Genomic DNA, 18,914 nt, shown 5'->3' with positions numbered 1-18,914 from the left:
GCAGGTAGGCATGAGCATAGACAGACTATGTGATTGGGGTGAACGAACGTAGCCAACACCGCTGCAACTTTAAGTAGGAAGGATATAACTTGTTTAAAGCTTAACATTTTGTCTGCCACCACAGCTTGCGCTGCTCAGCATTTTGAAAACTCCAAGCGACAAAGCGACTTATCTTTTGCCCTTGTGCCATCTCTACAACTTGTATCGACTGAGCCCCGAGTTTTTCCAGCTGTTTTTTCATGCCACGAACGTTATCACCTTTAGAAATCAGCGTGGTAAACCAGAGTACTTGCTGCGCAAACCGCTGACTTTCTATGGCCATTTTACCGATAAAGGCCGCCTCTCCGCCTGGACACCATAACTCAGCTTTCTGACCACCAAAATTTAACCTTGAGTGGCTTAACGCTGGCGTTGCTAAGCGGCCTTTCTTGCGTTGATTTGCCTGTAAGTTGGTCAACTTTCGCTGGGTTCCTTGTTGAGCGTCAGCTAAGGATGCATGAAAAGGAGGATTGCAAGTCGTCACCGTATAACGCTCATCACCCCCAATAATGCCGTTAAAAATATGTTGGCTGTTCTTTTGTAGGCGGCATTCGATATGGCCTTGCAGCTTCGAGTTGCTTTGAACAATCAAACTCGCTTGTTGTATTGAGACAGGATCGACATCACTGCCAACCCATGACCAGCCATATTCCGTCACTCCAACAATCGGATAGATACAATTTGCGCCCACGCCAATATCCAGTGCTGTAACTTGAGAAGGGTTTAACTTGGGATTGTCTTTAAGCAGCAGATCGGCGACGCGATGAATGTAATCCGCACGACCCGGAATGGGCGGGCATAAAAAGCCCTCTGGGATATCCCAATAGGTGACACCGTAATGCAGAGCCAAAAGCGCTTTATTGAGTAACTTGACCGCGATCGGATCGGCAAAATTAATCGTCCATTGCCCTTTAGGTTTTTTCATCACATGGGCTTGCAACTCTGGCACGGCCTTAATCAGTGCCGGAAAATCATACTGCCCGCGATGACGATTGCGTGGATGTAACCCAGATTTAACGGCAGCGACTTCCTCACCTTGTACTTTGTGGGTTGACGGCTGCTTATTTTGCTGCTTTTTCACAACTGGCTTATTGGCTTTCGGTTTTCGATTTGTTTTTTGCTCATGTTTTGGCTTAAGTGGAGTGTTCATGCTTTGCCTGCCTTGAGCTCTAGCACCATCATGTATAGCCGTGCATCCAGCTCTAACTGGTGATAATTCGGTTCCATATGGCAACAGAGCTGATAAAACGCTTTGTTGTGTTCTTTCTCTTTTAAATGCGCCAGTTCATGCACTACTAACATGCGCAGTAACGGTTCAGGTGCTTGTTTAAACACATTGGCAATTCGGATTTCATTTTTTGCTTTCAGTTTATTGCCATGCACCCGAGAAACGTAGCTGTGTAACCCCAGCGCATTATTAATGAGATGAATTTTTCCGTCATACACCACTTTACTGAGCGGAGCCGTTTTCTTCATATATTGGTTTTTTAAAGCCATGGTGAAATCAAACAGCGCTTTTTCACTCTGGATATCGTGCCGCTCAGGATAACGCTGCTCAAACCAAGCTATCAGCTTGTCGTTTGCGATCAGTTGAGCAACTTGTTCAACAATGTGTTGGGGATATCCCTGAATGTACTTCAGTGCAGGGTGCATACTCATTTCACGTGCTCAGTTCGGGTGACAAAAAAGGTCGGCAAGTTTACTCAATTTCCACTCAAGAATCACCTACACCAATAAGTATGAGCGCTTCAAGCAGGAAGGGGATTTGCATCTCCAGCCGACTCTCGATACACTTTGCGCCCTTTTGATTCATGAGAGATTCCAATGAAACGCGTGGTTTTGTACATAAAAGATAAATGCCCACACTGCAAAGACGCCCAGCGTTATCTGGACTCAAAAGGCATTAAGTACCGCTTATGTAATGCGAAAATGGAACGCGGACGCAAAGAGCTTGATGCTCTCGGCGCTCGCAGTGTACCTGTACTAAAAATTGGTGATCGTTTGATGATCGGCTGGAACCACACCAATTTTGAACGTATTTACAGCAGTAAAGATTAATAGCGCTAGAGATTATTAGCAGCAAAGATGAATGCTCTTCTTGGCGCTAAACGTACTTTTTCACAAACTCGATGAAAGTACGATCGGCATTGGACAGATAACCTTCTTTACGCCAAGCCAATGCAAGATCAAGCCACACCGGCGGTTCAAACGGAATCGCCGTCACTTCCGGTTCATTGCTGGTCACCAACTCCAACAGCGCGGTAATCGCATATTCATGTTTCACTATGCTTAAAATCATAGGTAACAAATTGGTTTCAAAAGAAAAATCCGCGGTAAATTTATGTTCTCGGCACACTTTATCGATAAAGTCTCGGTGAAAATAGCCGGGTTTAAACATCACCAGTTCATGCTCAAAAAACTCGGCAAAAGTCAGATGCCGACGTTCAGCTAACTCATGATTTTTGCCAACCACAGCAACCATTTGCGAAGAGAGCAGCGGATCCGCTGCCAAATCGTCCGGCAGATCGTGATTCAAAATCACCCCAATATCCAACTCACCTGAGAGCAGCATTTTGCGGATCGATTGAGTACCCGCTTCAATCACCGTCATTTTCAGATTCGGAAAGTGGCTTTTAAACGCCATGATGATTTGCGGGAAGAAGTAAGAGCCCATCATACTTGGCGTGCCAAGGCGCACTTCACCTTTCACGACGCCGTTGAGCTCATAAACCGCTAATTGCGCGTCACTGACTTGTTGCAAAATGCGCTTGGCATGCTCAAGCAACACTTCACCTTCATGGGTCAACGCGACTTTTCTTTCATCTCTTTTGAATAAGGTAACACCAAGCTGCTGCTCAAATTTCTTAATCGAAATACTCAGTGCAGGCTGCGCAATATGCAGTTGCTGCGCGGCTAAGGTAAAACTTTCCCATTCTGCCACGGTCACAAAGTGACGCAGTTGTCGAACTTCCATCATATATCCTGTATATCGCAACCATAACTTTAATATATTTTATTAATCGAGATGCCACTGCTATCGTGATCACATCGCCGCCTTTTCGCACCTTGGATCCGCTGTATGATTGAACTGCATTCTCCTCAATATTTAAAAGTGACCTTTGCCCTCGCTTTTGGTTCATTTTTAGTCTTCTGTAACCTTTATCTTTTCCAACCTATGCTGCCTTATTTGGCGAATCACTTTGCGGTTTCGGAAACCCAAATTAACTGGTTGTTTGCAGCGTCAACTTTAGCCTTATCACTTTGCCTCGTGCCTTGGGCGGTCACTTCGGAAGCCGTTGGGCGACGCTTAGTGATGCTGACCGGCTTATTTGCTATGCCTGTGATTGGCTTAGCCATGCTTTATGCTGAGCAATTTTGGTTTTTGGTACTCACCCGAGCTTTAATGGGCGTGGCTTTAGCGGCTTTTGCTTCGGTTGCGGTGGCGTACATGGTGGAAGAGCTTTCTCCGCAAGCGTTTGGTAAGGCGATTGGTGGCTATATTGCGACAAACTCACTGGGAGGTATTACCGGCCGCATTGCTGGAGGGTTACTCACCGATGCCCTTGGTTGGCAACATGCAGTCGTTGCAATGGCCATTTTTACTCTGCTCGGCGCACTTTTGGTCGCGTATTTGCTGCCCGTTCAACAGCATTTCAAACCGCAGCGTGGGCTGTTTTTCCATCACAATCGCGCGTTGGTTAAACATCTGCAAAACCGTACACTCTGGCTAGCTATGTTGATTGGCGGGGTTAACTTCGCACTGTTTGTTAACCTCTATTCCGTCATGGGATTTCGTTTAGTCGCCGAACCCTACTCACTACCCATTGGCATCGCTTCACTGATTTTCGTCTGTTATTTGGCTGGAACACTGAGCTCAAAGCTCACCGCCAACTGGAACCGGCGTTTCTCCGCGATTCCCGGCATGATGCTTGGTGCACTCATCAGTATGGCGGGCATGTTGATTGCGTTGATTGAAGCGATACCCGCCATGCTGGTCGGTTTGATTTTGATTAGCTTTGGCGCCTTTTTCACCCACACTTTGGCTTACGCTTGGGTTAGTCAAAAAGCCACGCAAGCCAAAGCCACCGCGACTGCACTTTACTTGGTTCACTACTACATCGGCGGTAGTTTAGGTGGTTTTTACCTGCTGTACTGTTGGCAACACGGTGGTTGGGAAATGGTCACACTCGGCGGGTTGGGGCTTTACTTCATCTTGTTTATCCTTGGTTGGCGCTTAAGCCGACAAAATAAACAAACGCCACAGGGCAGTCAGGCTTTGGCCAGCCCTTCGGCCTAAGTTGTGCTATGCTCAGCGCCACATGATACAAGTAAAACGAAGAATCTGAGCTCAACATGTCAACGGAAACCATTATTCAAGAAGTCGATCACTGGCTTAATCAGGTCGTGATCGGCTTAAACTTATGCCCATTTGCCGCAAAACCGCAGCGTAATCAGCAAATTAAAATCTATGTCAGTGAAGCCCGTGATGAAGAAGCGCTGCTGCAAGATATTTACGATCAGTTGCTTGAACTTGATACGAAAGAGCCGCAAGAGCTTGAAACCACTCTCGTTGTTGTACCAAACCTGCTGCACGATTTTGTTGATTACAATTTTTACATCGACTGGGTGGAAGCGTTAATTCGCCAGCAAGACTGGGAAGGTGTGTTTCAAGTCGCGACGTTCCATCCTGATTACTGCTTTGCAGGCACAGATCCAGAGGATGATGAGAACCTCACCAACCGCTCACCCTACCCGATCTTTCACCTGATCCGCGAAGAGAGCATGGAAAAAGTGCTGAAACACTACCCAAATCCAGAAGCCATCCCAGAGACCAACATCGCAAGAGTCAGCAACCTTTCGGCACAAGAAAGAAAACAGCTTTTCCCTTATCTGTTTCGCTAAATCGATGACGGAGTTCGTCACTCATTCTGCGCGCTGATACCAGCAAAAACATGGTTCTCCAGAGACAAAAATCCCGCCAGTTGGCGGGATTTTTATTAGAGGTAAGTGCTAGTCTTCTTTAATCTGGATTATCGAAGCCAATTGGTTCGTTAATTCACTAGAAGAAACACCATCTAGTTGAATGGTCACGAAGGAACCATCATTTTTCTCTACTTTGAATGACGATGAATGATCATCACCTGTCACCGTAGATCTAATGTTAGCCAATAGTGCCGTCACATCTTGATCCGATGGATTATGGAATAAATCACTTAAATCAATCTTGTCTTGATGAATAGTAAAGTCGGTAATTCGATCTCTACCACCATCCAAATCTCCGTCAACCCATTTGAAGAGATCTTCACCTGAGCCACCAGTTAGGATGTCATTGCCAAGACCGCCGTTCAGAACGTCGTTACCTGAATCACCACGTAGAACGTCATTACCACGACCTCCTGAAAGATAGTCATTATCCGCACCACCTCTGAGTGCATCGTTGCCATCACCGCCAACCAGAATGTCATTACCTGCTCCGCCATAAGCGGCAAGGTTTCCACCTCCGCCATAAACAGTATCGTTACCACTACCTAAATTCACCGTATCAGTAGTTGGTTGAAGCTTCGAATCGTTCAATACACTATCTAGTAATTTACCATCCTGATCAGTAATCACGTCATTTTTCATAAACGCGCTATCCGCTAGTGTGGATTGTGACGGCATGGGATTATTAGAGTTAGGAATTGAACTACCGGTATAAACCGTATTATCCGCGCGACTAATACCTAACTCAATGTAATCGTTACTATCTCCGGAATGGATCACCAAGTCCGTATCAATCGTTACTGCTACTTGTTGCGTCACAGGTGCGATCGCTGTGGTACCTTCAAAATAAGCATTGAGGTCGATATTCAAGTTAGCGTTATCACCATGGGTTTTGGTCAACAAGAAAGAGTCAACACCGCCACGTCCCAAATACTCATTAGGATGTAATACCGTGACCGGAATTGTCGCACTCGTCGTTGCACTATCTTGGTTACTGCTTTCAGTTGCTGTAGCTTCAACGGTAATATTGAAATTACCATGGTTCGGCGTCTTAATTTGTAAGCTGCTGTAATCCCATCCTGTAATATCTACCTCACCGTTTGAACCCACTATGACTTCATTACCTTTATCGTCTTTCAATATCGAACTTTCTGGCATCCCTTTTAATTTAAGACTCAAGGTTTCAGAGGTATCGGTATCATTCAGCGAAGTAGAAATTTCACTCAGTTTAATGAAATCTCCGCGGTAGCCCATATTATCAACAACTTTAAATGATAAGTTATCTAAAAGTGCACCAAAGCTATCAGCATTATCTCCTTCAAACAACAGACGATACTCCCCTGTTTGACCTATAGGAAGCGTGACTTTTTGATCTCTCAACCAGTTTGCATTAGTTGGTTTGAAATCATAAAGCGTGATTGCTTCTGCCATGATAGGAACGCCGTCAGCGTTCAGAGGAACAAGCTTAATGGTTAAGCCTGAACTCCACACCCAACCGGAACGAGCTGCAACATCAAACCCTAGCTCATAGAAACGGCCCGCTTGAGCGTGAATATTGGTATACAGCGTGTTATCACCTTGATTGAACTCAATCTCCATGACTTTATTTGTTGAAGAACCTCCCGATACGTAGATATCTTCGTAACCGATTTCAACTTTCCCGCTATTGTTGCTGGTATACCATGTTCCAATCGTGTTCAAACCGTGAATCTGATTAGCAACCACGCCATCCCAACTGCCATTAACTCTCGCATCCTCGAAATTGATTGCAGCAACAGAGGTATAGCCGTTGATAGTAAGGTTCGGTGCATCAGCCACCGCCTCAACATGGATGTTTAAAGTTCCGGTCGCTCCGGTATTCGTGGTATAGGTAATTTTTGGCAGTGAGCCACTCCAGTTATCTTTCGGATCAAAGGTATAATCACCATTTGCCTTAAGCACTAGAGTACCTTCAGCTAGCTGATACGTCGTATTGCCCGCAGTATAAACGTCATTGACTCCATCAACTTGGAAGTTGGTGACCTTGAGAATGCTGTCTATATCAACATCGTTCGCCAGCACATTACCCGTCGCAATAGTATCTTCAGCAATCAACTTATGATCAGGTTTAGTAACCGTCGCATCATCAACAGGGGTGATGGTGATAGCGAGTGTGCTCGTTTTTCCAGTGTTGGTTGTGTAGGTAAATAACTGGAACTTCACCATTCCAGTTATCTGCTGGCTTAAATGTGTAACTGCCATCCGAATTAAGCGTAAACTCACCTTGCTCTAAGCGAACAGGATTGCCCACTGCGTGAGAAGTGGCATCATTACCTACCGTGAAATGATCCACCGAAGTATTCTGGCTTCCATCATTGTCCAACACATTACCAGTAACAACGGTGTCTTCCAAACCAACATTTTGATCTTGGTTAGCATTGAAATCCGCCATCGTAACTCGGTTCACATTGATAGAAAGTAGCGCAGTTGAAGTATCACCATCGCCATCTTTCATGGTGTAAGTGAAAGTTTCGATTGCATCATTAGGAATCGAAGATGCATTCGCTGTCACTTGGTAAGTGTAGCTACCATCGGCACGCAGGATCAAATTGCCATACAGGCCCGCAATCATAGAGCCAACGTTGCCTGAGACACCGGTGCTCACGTGATCACCAGAGGAAGCTCCGACAACCGTCATATCCACATCCGCACCAGAAACATCATTTTCGAATACGTCCCCTGATGTAGATGGCAACTCATACCCCTCACCAGGGACAACACGTACGACTAATTCATAGCTGTTCATGTCGTTTTCATCCGTTTTAATTTCCGTCACGATTTGATTGGTACCAGGGATCCTAAAGCCAATCACTTGCAAGGTATAAAGAGCCCCCGCATTCTCAAAAGTTACATTGGTATTACCAACTTTGATGATGTCTTTTGAGGCTTCCTGATTGTCGGTATTTAGTGTTTCATTGTGATCAAAATTCAGTTTCAACGTTACAGGTGTAAGTACGCCTTGTGCATCTGTCACTGAGAACTCAACATCCATACTGGCACTGGTGATCGCACCACCTGAATAAACGGGATAATTGTAATGAGTAAAAGTACCCAAAATAATATCTTGGTTTAAGGCAAACTCACCGTTTAGCGCACTATCATTATCGATAAATCCGTAGCCAGAGCTGTATGAGCTGGCGGGTTGACCCCAACGGATTTGGTCTTTGCCACTGTCATTATCTAAGCCACCACCATTTGGTGCAGTAGTGCCATCAAACGTGGTTACGTTGGTACCATTACTCCATGATGTCCAGTTAGCAACCACACCAGAGACCGTGAAACTGTCAACAACAATGTCCACTTCACCACGGTCATCAAGAGCCGTAGAAACATCATCAACAATTTTAACGTCTAAGCTATCTGTGATCTGGCTTCCATCCACATCAATCACAGTCACAGAGATATGATCGGTATAGTCCGTGTCATTTGCATTGGTGGCTGAATCGTTATCCACATTTTCGTTCAACGTATATTCGTATTGAACTGTTCCACCAGTGAGATCACCACTGAAACCCGTCAAGGTGAGTTCACCATAAGGCGTTGAAATTGTTGTTTCAGATGAATTCAACGCAAGAAGTTCTGCCACATTAAAACTATGACCCGCGATTACTAAAGACGCTAATCCGTCAATAGAAGTAAAGTTAAAACTCCCTACTTTACTAAGAGCAGAGTTATCTGGTGACGAACCGTCCGCAAGATTAGCTTCATGGACAGTTAACTCAGCATTAGCCCCATTCAACCCCGAAATACTAAGCTCTTCATCAATGTTCTGCTCGTTGAGCTTGACCGTGATGTCGGTGGTCTTCACACCACCCAGACCTGCGTCTTCGGTCGCAGTCACCACCAAGCTGTGCACGTTGGCCAGCGCCTCAAAGTCGTTCGCCGCCGCCTCTGCACCTTTCGCAGTCAGGGTGATCACGCCCGTGGTCGCATTAATCGCAAACCAGCCGTTGTCGTTGCCTGACTTGATGCTGTAGGTCACCGTCTCTTTATCCGCATCGGTGGCCTTGACCGTGCCCAGTACGGTGTCCGCCGCGCTGTTTTCGTCGTAGCTGAAGCTGTACTGACCGTTAGTGGTGTTTTCAAACCTCGGCGCGTTGTCATCAATGTTCAACTCCGTCAAGGTCACATTGACTATGGTCTTTTTAACTTCACCTAAGCCAATCACTTCCGTCGCAGTGACCTGCAAGCGGTGTTCATTGATCAACCGCTCAAAATCATTGGCTTCGGCATCCTGACCTTTTTGGGTCAACGTAATCGCACCAGTGTCCGGATTAATCGCAAACCAGCCCTCGGCATTGCCAGAAGTGATGCTGTAGGTAACCTTCTCGTTGTCAGCATCAACCGCCGTGACAGTACCTAAAGTGGTACCCGCCAAGCGCCCTTCATCATAGCTGAAACTGTACTCGCCTTGTGGGTTGGTATTTTTAAACTCAGGTGCGTTGTCATCGATGTTCTGCTCGTTGAGCTTGACTGTGATGTCGGTATGTTTCACCTCGCCCAGCCCCGCGTCTTCGGTCGCAGTTACCACCAAGCTGTGCACGTTGGCCAGCGTTTCAAAATCATTAGTCAACGCTTTGGCACCTTCAGCAGTTAAGGTGATCACGCCCGTGGTCGCATTAATCGCAAACCAGCCGTTGTCGTTGCCTGACTTGATGCTGTAGGTCACCGTCTCTTTATCCGCATCGGTGGCCTTGACCGTGCCCAGTACGGTGTCCGCCGCGCTGTTTTCGTCGTAGCTGAAGCTGTACTGACCCTCTTTGTTGGTGCCTTCAAATACCGGCGCGTTGTCATCGAGGTTGGCTTCGTTCAGCGTCACCACGATGGTCTCTGCCTTGCCCAAGCCCGTCGTGCCATCCGTGCCCGTCGCGGTCACCGTGATGGTGTGCTGGTTGGCCACCGTCTCGTAGTCGTTGGTGAACGCTTTCGCACCCGCCTCGGTCAGACTCACGTTACCGTTCGCATCCACCTGGTAGAACGGATGCTCTTTATTCACATCATCCGCCGCGTACACGTTGTGCTCTTGCGCGATGCTGTACTCGATGTTGGCGCCATCAGCGTCGGTCGCCGTGACCGTACCCAGCGTTACGCCCGCCTCGGTACCTTCCGCATAGTTGAACGTCTCACTCTCTTTGGTGAACACCGTGTCGTTGTCGTTGACGTTGGTCAGGTTGAGCGTGATGTCTGCCGTATCGGTGTTCACGCCGTCGGTCGTTTCGACTTTCAGTACGATTGACACTGCACTCTCGTAATCCACCTTGGTGGTATCGAGCACGGTGATCTTACCGGTGGCAGGATCAATGCTGAACGCGCCGTCTTCACTGGTCGTGCTACGGGTATTGTTGCTGTGCACGAAGGTGTATTGCAGCTTTTCACCATCTAGGTCGGTATCGTTGCCGGTGATCGCTTCCTGAACGTCGTATACTTCGGTGCCGTTAGGGATTACCTCAGAAACGTCATACAATACCGCGTCGTGAATGACTGGCGCGTTGTCGTTGTCCAGGATGGTCGCTGTGCCTGTGTCTGTACCTGTCGCGCCGGTCACGCCCGCAACGCTCACGCTGAACGTCTCGTCGCCTTCATACACGTTGTCTGGATTGGTCGCCACGCTCACGGTCACGTCTTTCACGCCCGCGGGGATGGTGATGTTGCCAGCGCTGTCGATGGTTAAGGTTTGCGTTGCGCCAGTACTGTCGACGTAAGTCGCCGTCATCGCTCCGATATCGGCCGCTTCCGCCGTATTGGTGCCATCCGTTGAAGCAGTCAGTTTCACGGTCACATCGGTGTCCGCCACCGCACTTAGGCTCACGGTGAACTCTGCCACATCGCCCTCGTTCACGTTCACCGCTTCGGTGATGCTCACGCTTGGACGGTCATCGTCTGGATTGGTGCCAGTACCATTACCACCATCTTTGATGGTCGCTGTGCCTGTGTCTGTACCTGTCGCGCCGGTCACGCCCGCAACGCTCACGCTGAACGTCTCGTCGCCTTCATACACGTTGTCTGGATTGGTCGCCACGCTCACGGTCACGTCTTTCACGCCCGCGGGGATGGTGATGTTGCCAGCGCTGTCGATGGTTAAGGTTTGCGTTGCGCCAGTACTGTCGACGTAAGTCGCCGTCATCGCTCCGATATCGGCCGCTTCCGCCGTATTGGTGCCATCCGTTGAAGCAGTCAGTTTCACGGTCACATCGGTGTCCGCCACCGCACTTAGGCTCACGGTGAACTCTGCCACATCGCCCTCGTTCACGTTCACCGCTTCGGTGATGCTCACGCTTGGACGGTCATCGTCTGGATTGGTGCCAGTACCATTACCACCATCTTTGATGGTCGCTGTGCCTGTGTCTGTACCTGTCGCGCCGGTCACGCCCGCAACGCTCACGCTGAACGTCTCGTCGCCTTCATACACGTTGTCTGGATTGGTCGCCACGCTCACGGTCACGTCTTTCACGCCCGCGGGGATGGTGATGTTGCCAGCGCTGTCGATGGTTAAGGTTTGCGTTGCGCCAGTACTGTCGACGTAAGTCGCCGTCATCGCTCCGATATCGGCCGCTTCCGCCGTATTGGTGCCATCCGTTGAAGCAGTCAGTTTCACGGTCACATCGGTGTCCGCCACCGCACTTAGGCTCACGGTGAACTCTGCCACATCGCCCTCGTTCACGTTCACCGCTTCGGTGATGCTCACGCTTGGACGGTCATCGTCTGGATTGGTGCCAGTACCATTACCACCATCTTTGATGGTCGCTGTGCCTGTGTCTGTACCTGTCGCGCCGGTCACGCCCGCAACGCTCACGCTGAACGTCTCGTCGCCTTCATACACGTTGTCTGGATTGGTCGCCACGCTCACGGTCACGTCTTTCACGCCCGCGGGGATGGTGATGTTGCCAGCGCTGTCGATGGTTAAGGTTTGCGTTGCGCCAGTACTGTCGACGTAAGTCGCCGTCATCGCTCCGATATCGGCCGCTTCCGCCGTATTGGTGCCATCCGTTGAAGCAGTCAGTTTCACGGTCACATCGGTGTCCGCCACCGCACTTAGGCTCACGGTGAACTCTGCCACATCGCCCTCGTTCACGTTCACCGCTTCGGTGATGCTCACGCTTGGACGGTCATCGTCTGGATTGGTGCCAGTACCATTACCACCATCTTTGATGGTCGCTGTGCCTGTGTCTGTACCTGTCGCGCCGGTCACGCCCGCAACGCTCACGCTGAACGTCTCGTCGCCTTCATACACGTTGTCTGGATTGGTCGCCACGCTCACGGTCACGTCTTTCACGCCCGCGGGGATGGTGATGTTGCCAGCGCTGTCGATGGTTAAGGTTTGCGTTGCGCCAGTACTGTCGACGTAAGTCGCCGTCATCGCTCCGATATCGGCCGCTTCCGCCGTATTGGTGCCATCCGTTGAAGCAGTCAGTTTCACGGTCACATCGGTGTCCGCCACCGCACTTAGGCTCACGGTGAACTCTGCCACATCGCCCTCGTTCACGTTCACCGCTTCGGTGATGCTCACGCTTGGACGGTCATCGTCTGGATTGGTGCCAGTACCATTACCACCATCTTTGATGGTCGCTGTGCCTGTGTCTGTACCTGTCGCGCCGGTCACGCCCGCAACGCTCACGCTGAACGTCTCGTCGCCTTCATACACGTTGTCTGGATTGGTCGCCACGCTCACGGTCACGTCTTTCACGCCCGCGGGGATGGTGATGTTGCCAGCGCTGTCGATGGTTAAGGTTTGCGTTGCGCCAGTACTGTCGACGTAAGTCGCCGTCATCGCTCCGATATCGGCCGCTTCCGCCGTATTGGTGCCATCCGTTGAAGCAGTCAGTTTCACGGTCACATCGGTGTCCGCCACCGCACTTAGGCTCACGGTGAACTCTGCCACATCGCCCTCGTTCACGTTCACCGCTTCGGTGATGCTCACGCTTGGACGGTCATCGTCTGGATTGGTGCCAGTACCATTACCACCATCTTTGATGGTCGCTGTGCCTGTGTCTGTACCTGTCGCGCCGGTCACGCCCGCAACGCTCACGCTGAACGTCTCGTCGCCTTCATACACGTTGTCTGGATTGGTCGCCACGCTCACGGTCACGTCTTTCACGCCCGCGGGGATGGTGATGTTGCCAGCGCTGTCGATGGTTAAGGTTTGCGTTGCGCCAGTACTGTCGACGTAAGTCGCCGTCATCGCTCCGATATCGGCCGCTTCCGCCGTATTGGTGCCATCCGTTGAAGCAGTCAGTTTCACGGTCACATCGGTGTCCGCCACCGCACTTAGGCTCACGGTGAACTCTGCCACATCGCCCTCGTTCACGTTCACCGCTTCGGTGATGCTCACGCTTGGACGGTCATCGTCTGGATTGGTGCCAGTACCATTACCACCATCTTTGATGGTCGCTGTGCCTGTGTCTGTACCTGTCGCGCCGGTCACGCCCGCAACGCTCACGCTGAACGTCTCGTCGCCTTCATACACGTTGTCTGGATTGGTCGCCACGCTCACGGTCACGTCTTTCACGCCCGCGGGGATGGTGATGTTGCCAGCGCTGTCGATGGTTAAGGTTTGCGTTGCGCCAGTACTGTCGACGTAAGTCGCCGTCATCGCTCCGATATCGGCCGCTTCCGCCGTATTGGTGCCATCCGTTGAAGCAGTCAGTTTCACGGTCACATCGGTGTCCGCCACCGCACTTAGGCTCACGGTGAACTCTGCCACATCGCCCTCGTTCACGTTCACCGCTTCGGTGATGCTCACGCTTGGACGGTCATCGTCTGGATTGGTGCCAGTACCATTACCACCATCTTTGATGGTCGCTGTGCCTGTGTCTGTACCTGTCGCGCCGGTCACGCCCGCAACGCTCACGCTGAACGTCTCGTCGCCTTCATACACGTTGTCTGGATTGGTCGCCACGCTCACGGTCACGTCTTTCACGCCCGCGGGGATGGTGATGTTGCCAGCGCTGTCGATGGTTAAGGTTTGCGTTGCGCCAGTACTGTCGACGTAAGTCGCCGTCATCGCTCCGATATCGGCCGCTTCCGCCGTATTGGTGCCATCCGTTGAAGCAGTCAGTTTCACGGTCACATCGGTGTCCGCCACCGCACTTAGGCTCACGGTGAACTCTGCCACATCGCCCTCGTTCACGTTCACCGCTTCGGTGATGCTCACGCTTGGACGGTCATCGTCTGGATTGGTGCCAGTACCATTACCACCATCTTTGATGGTCGCTGTGCCTGTGTCTGTACCTGTCGCGCCGGTCACGCCCGCAACGCTCACGCTGAACGTCTCGTCGCCTTCATACACGTTGTCTGGATTGGTCGCCACGCTCACGGTCACGTCTTTCACGCCCGCGGGGATGGTGATGTTGCCAGCGCTGTCGATGGTTAAGGTTTGCGTTGCGCCAGTACTGTCGACGTAAGTCGCCGTCATCGCTCCGATATCGGCCGCTTCCGCCGTATTGGTGCCATCCGTTGAAGCAGTCAGTTTCACGGTCACATCGGTGTCCGCCACCGCACTTAGGCTCACGGTGAACTCTGCCACATCGCCCTCGTTCACGTTCACCGCTTCGGTGATGCTCACGCTTGGACGGTCATCGTCTGGATTGGTGCCAGTACCATTACCACCATCTTTGATGGTCGCTGTGCCTGTGTCTGTACCTGTCGCGCCGGTCACGCCCGCAACGCTCACGCTGAACGTCTCGTCGCCTTCATACACGTTGTCTGGATTGGTCGCCACGCTCACGGTCACGTCTTTCACGCCCGCGGGGATGGTGATGTTGCCAGCGCTGTCGATGGTTAAGGTTTGCGTTGCGCCAGTACTGTCGACGTAAGTCGCCGTCATCGCTCCGATATCGGCCGCTTCCGCCGTATTGGTGCCATCCGTTGAAGCAGTCAGTTTCACGGTCACATCGGTGTCCGCCACCGCACTTAGGCTCACGGTGAACTCTGCCACATCGCCCTCGTTCACGTTCACCGCTTCGGTGATGCTCACGCTTGGACGGTCATCGTCTGGATTGGTGCCAGTACCATTACCACCATCTTTGATGGTCGCTGTGCCTGTGTCTGTACCTGTCGCGCCGGTCACGCCCGCAACGCTCACGCTGAACGTCTCGTCGCCTTCATACACGTTGTCTGGATTGGTCGCCACGCTCACGGTCACGTCTTTCACGCCCGCGGGGATGGTGATGTTGCCAGCGCTGTCGATGGTTAAGGTTTGCGTTGCGCCAGTACTGTCGACGTAAGTCGCCGTCATCGCTCCGATATCGGCCGCTTCCGCCGTATTGGTGCCATCCGTTGAAGCAGTCAGTTTCACGGTCACATCGGTGTCCGCCACCGCACTTAGGCTCACGGTGAACTCTGCCACATCGCCCTCGTTCACGTTCACCGCTTCGGTGATGCTCACGCTTGGACGGTCATCGTCTGGATTGGTGCCAGTACCATTACCACCATCTTTGATGGTCGCTGTGCCTGTGTCTGTACCTGTCGCGCCGGTCACGCCCGCAACGCTCACGCTGAACGTCTCGTCGCCTTCATACACGTTGTCTGGATTGGTCGCCACGCTCACGGTCACGTCTTTCACGCCCGCGGGGATGGTGATGTTGCCAGCGCTGTCGATGGTTAAGGTTTGCGTTGCGCCAGTACTGTCGACGTAAGTCGCCGTCATCGCTCCGATATCGGCCGCTTCCGCCGTATTGGTGCCATCCGTTGAAGCAGTCAGTTTCACGGTCACATCGGTGTCCGCCACCGCACTTAGGCTCACGGTGAACTCTGCCACATCGCCCTCGTTCACGTTCACCGCTTCGGTGATGCTCACGCTTGGACGGTCATCGTCTGGATTGGTGCCAGTACCATTACCACCATCTTTGATGGTCGCGGTACCGACAATCGCCGTCTCTTGCGTCGCGGTCTTTCCGCTCAGTGTAAAGCTTTCGCTCCCTTCATATACGTTATCGTCGGTGGTCTTTACCGACACGCTGAACGTGGTGGTGTTAGCTGGCACATCCACACTGAAAGTGCCGTCGTCGTTTACAGAAACTGGCTTGCTCACACCATTGATGATGACAGACACCGATGTTCCATTGAAATCAACGTTTTTGGTGGCGCTGTCGCCCGCCAACGTCAAGGTCACCTTGGTCGCTGTCGTGCTCGCGTTGCTCAAGCTGACGTCAAACGTTGCGCTGTCGCCTTCTGACACGGTTGGGCTGCTGATCTCCGATACCGCTGGGCGATCGTCGTCTGCCGGTAGATCCGGTGGTGTCACGCTGCCGTCGTCTTTGATGGTCGCCGTGCCAGTCACTATGCCATTTGCGCCAGTACCACTTAGCTTGAAGGTTTCATCTCCTTCATAAATGTTGTCATCTGTGGTCGAGACTTGAACGCTAAAACTGTTTGTATTTGTCGGAACTGTCACTTGGAATGTACCATATTCATTAACTGGCACTGTCTGACTCACACCATTAATAACAACAACGACTGAAGTACCATTGAAATCAACACCTTTGGTAGCGGTATCACCAGCCAGTGTCAGCACGATTGTAGTTTCAGAGGTAGTGGTTCCGGATAGGCTCACGGAGAAGGTATTGTTGCTACCTTCGGCGGCGTTATCGCCTGTAATACTGCTTATTACAATTGGAGAGCTAGGTTCTTCTGGGACAACAGGCGGAATAGGAGTAATGGGAGTAGTAGGATCCTGAAGTAAATTCAGCAAACTCAGACTTTGCGTTCTTGATAAGCCAAGAGCTTCGAAACCTGATGTATCAAATTGAGTTGAAGCAAGTGTTTCAGCACCATCACGCTCGATCGAGGCACTACCTGTGATTGATGAACCTTGAAGGCCACCCGCGGCTGGTGCGAGTTCTTCATCAAGTGCCGTCGGGTCTGCGCCTGCTTCTAACGCGGCCAAGATCTGCTCTATATCGTTTGTGATTGGCTGGGCGTTGCCCTCGGCGTCCACCAGTTGTGCCGTAGGCAGTGGCTCCTGCTCAGACATCAAAGTGTTACTATTCGGGTCGAGGATAATCGCACCTTCAGGAACTGTTTCTCCTGCGTTGATGATCGCGATATTTCCATTTCTATCAATCACGAGCAGCTGATTCGCTGCAAGATTTGCTAAAGACAACAAAGCATGAATTCCCATATAAAGCCTCTGACCCTAATACCTTTGAGTGTCTTGACAATTGACACTCTTCCTTCGCCACAAAATCAGCCTAGATAAATGTTAAATCCAGTTAAAGAAATGTTTAATTTTTCACTTCTAGAGCGTGTAAGTTTTGCGATTTCATCTAGCAACAACATGAATTCTGAACTAAAATCACATCACAGCACTTTGGAAGTGTTAACTTTATTCCAAAACTATCCATAACTGAAATTATTTAATACTTTTAGTTTACATCCTTATGACTATGTCACAGGGGTTTATTTACGCGAATATGTGATACGGTTCTCGCGTGCGTCATATTGTTGACGTCAAATGTCCTATATGTCTTATAAATGATAATGAATCTGGATTAGACTTAAGGTCATTCATTGAGTAATGACCCAAACTGGGGAGCACGTTTTTGAAAGGATTACCATTAAAGGCGATTGCGCTCGCTATCGCATTGAGCAATCCGGTTTCTGCGCAAACGTTGGAGCAAGCTGTATCGATCACGTTGGCATCCAATCCGGAATTAAAAAGCGCATTTAACCAATTTAAAAGTCGCGAATATGATGCCGAGGCATCGTCAGGGGCTTACTTACCGAAAATCGATCTTGATGCTGGTATCGGTTATGAAGCAATTAATCCGGCGGAATCGAGTGGCAATAGAGACACGGATTTAACTCGTAAAGATGCCACGCTTACCCTAACCCAATTAATTTGGGATGGTTCTGCAACGCTAAATGATATGGATAGAACGGCGGCTGAAGCCGAAGCAGATCGCTATCAGTTATTAGCGGATGCTTCTAACATGGCTTTAGATGTCACTAAGATTTATCTGGACGCAACCAAAGCTTCTGAGATTTTAACGCTGTCAGAAAATAATCTGGCTATTCATAAAGATATCTACCGCGATATTAAAAAGCGCGCCGACTCAGGGATTGGCTCTACAGCCGATGTGACTCAAGTTGAGGCTCGTTTAGCAAAAGCGCACAGCAACTTGGTGGCTGCACAAAACAATCTTTTTGACATCTACACTCAGTTTCGCCGCTTAGTGGGTCAAGAGCCAGTAAGCTTAGAGTTTCCTCGTGCCGATCAAAATGCGATACCGCCGACATTAGAAAATGCTTTAAATATGGCGCAAGAAAATCATCCAGTGATTAAGGTTGCTCAAGCGGATGTGGATGCAGCACGCTTCCAGTATAAGCAGTCTAAGGCGCCAAATTACCCCACACTTTCTTTCGAAGCGGCTCAAAGCTGGCGTAATGATGCGGGCGGTATTGAGGGCAGCAGTGATGAGCTCAGTGCGATGCTCCGTTTGCGTTACAACCTCTACAATGGCGGCAGTGATAGTGACCGTACAGAAAGTGCGGCTTATCAGCTCAATCGTTCCAAAGATCTACGTGAAAAAACCTTCCGTACCGTTGAGGAAGGGCTTCGTTTATCTTGGAGTGCATTGGATTTGACTCTGCAACAAAAGGAGTTTTTGGCTGATCACGTTGACTCAGCATCCAAAACGGTTGTGGCTTATCGTAAACAGTATCAAATTGGCCAACGTACATTGCTCGACCTCCTCAACACAGAGAATGAGCTTTTCGAGGCTCGTAAGGACTACCTAGATGCCCGATACGCTGAACAATATGCCAAATATCGTGTGATGAATGCATCAGGCAACTTGTTGGATGCCTTAAGAGTCGATATCCCGCAGGAATGGACAGCTAAGGTGGAGTACTAA

Annotated in this window: 9 protein-coding genes; 4 read left to right on the top strand and 5 right to left on the bottom strand. The window is 50.2% G+C overall.

Translation table 11 applies throughout. The features are described from left to right. Nucleotides 1-100 precede the first annotated feature (100 nt). A complete protein-coding gene (gene rlmF / locus CEQ48_RS11010; protein WP_089071266.1) occupies nt 101-1,189 on the bottom strand; it encodes a 23S rRNA (adenine(1618)-N(6))-methyltransferase RlmF in 1,089 nt (362 codons plus the stop codon). After that, nucleotides 1,186-1,692 carry a M48 metallopeptidase family protein gene (locus CEQ48_RS11005; RefSeq protein ID WP_198301294.1) on the bottom strand — a complete coding sequence of 169 codons (507 nt, stop codon included), beginning with the start codon at nt 1,690-1,692 and terminating at the stop codon, nt 1,186-1,188. The genes rlmF and CEQ48_RS11005 overlap by 4 nt, the downstream gene beginning before the upstream one ends. Nucleotides 1,693-1,863: 171 nt before the next feature. Here CEQ48_RS11005 and CEQ48_RS11000 point away from each other — a divergent pair, with 171 nt between their 5' ends. After that, complete coding sequence (locus CEQ48_RS11000; RefSeq protein ID WP_000832721.1) at nt 1,864-2,097, top strand: glutaredoxin family protein; 234 nt, start codon at nt 1,864-1,866, stop codon at nt 2,095-2,097. A 46-nt stretch (nt 2,098-2,143) separates the two neighbouring features. Here the strand turns inward: CEQ48_RS11000 and CEQ48_RS10995 are convergent, their stop codons facing one another. After that, the gene (locus tag CEQ48_RS10995) at nt 2,144-3,013 is read right to left on the bottom strand and encodes a LysR family transcriptional regulator (RefSeq protein WP_198301293.1); all 870 of its coding nucleotides are present in this window, start codon (nt 3,011-3,013) and stop codon (nt 2,144-2,146) included. A gap of 105 nt (nt 3,014-3,118) precedes the next feature. Between CEQ48_RS10995 and CEQ48_RS10990 the strand changes: the two genes are divergently transcribed. Both CEQ48_RS10990 and CEQ48_RS10985 read left to right on the top strand, forming a co-directional pair. After that, the gene (locus tag CEQ48_RS10990) at nt 3,119-4,336 is read left to right on the top strand and encodes an MFS transporter (protein WP_089071263.1); all 1,218 of its coding nucleotides are present in this window, start codon (nt 3,119-3,121) and stop codon (nt 4,334-4,336) included. A gap of 56 nt (nt 4,337-4,392) precedes the next feature. After that, complete coding sequence (locus CEQ48_RS10985) at nt 4,393-4,941, top strand: DUF1415 domain-containing protein (RefSeq protein ID WP_089071262.1); 549 nt, start codon at nt 4,393-4,395, stop codon at nt 4,939-4,941. 108 nt (nt 4,942-5,049) lie between these two features. Here CEQ48_RS10985 and CEQ48_RS20400 read toward each other — a convergent pair whose 3' ends face one another. Beyond that, the gene (locus CEQ48_RS20400) at nt 5,050-7,227 is read right to left on the bottom strand and encodes a type I secretion C-terminal target domain-containing protein (RefSeq protein ID WP_232477911.1); all 2,178 of its coding nucleotides are present in this window, start codon (nt 7,225-7,227) and stop codon (nt 5,050-5,052) included. After that, nucleotides 7,148-17,179, bottom strand: a complete 10,032-nt coding sequence (locus CEQ48_RS20395) for a Calx-beta domain-containing protein (protein ID WP_232477910.1) — start codon at nt 17,177-17,179, stop codon at nt 7,148-7,150. The genes CEQ48_RS20400 and CEQ48_RS20395 overlap by 80 nt, the downstream gene beginning before the upstream one ends. Nucleotides 17,180-17,600: 421 nt before the next feature. Here CEQ48_RS20395 and CEQ48_RS10965 point away from each other — a divergent pair, with 421 nt between their 5' ends. Beyond that, nucleotides 17,601-18,914, top strand: a complete 1,314-nt coding sequence (locus CEQ48_RS10965; RefSeq protein WP_089071261.1) for a TolC family outer membrane protein — start codon at nt 17,601-17,603, stop codon at nt 18,912-18,914.

The organism is Vibrio tarriae, from assembly GCF_002216685.1.
Taxonomy (GTDB): domain Bacteria; phylum Pseudomonadota; class Gammaproteobacteria; order Enterobacterales; family Vibrionaceae; genus Vibrio; species Vibrio tarriae.
Note: the sequence above shows the minus strand (reverse complement) of the source record. Positions and strands in the feature narration are given on the sequence as shown.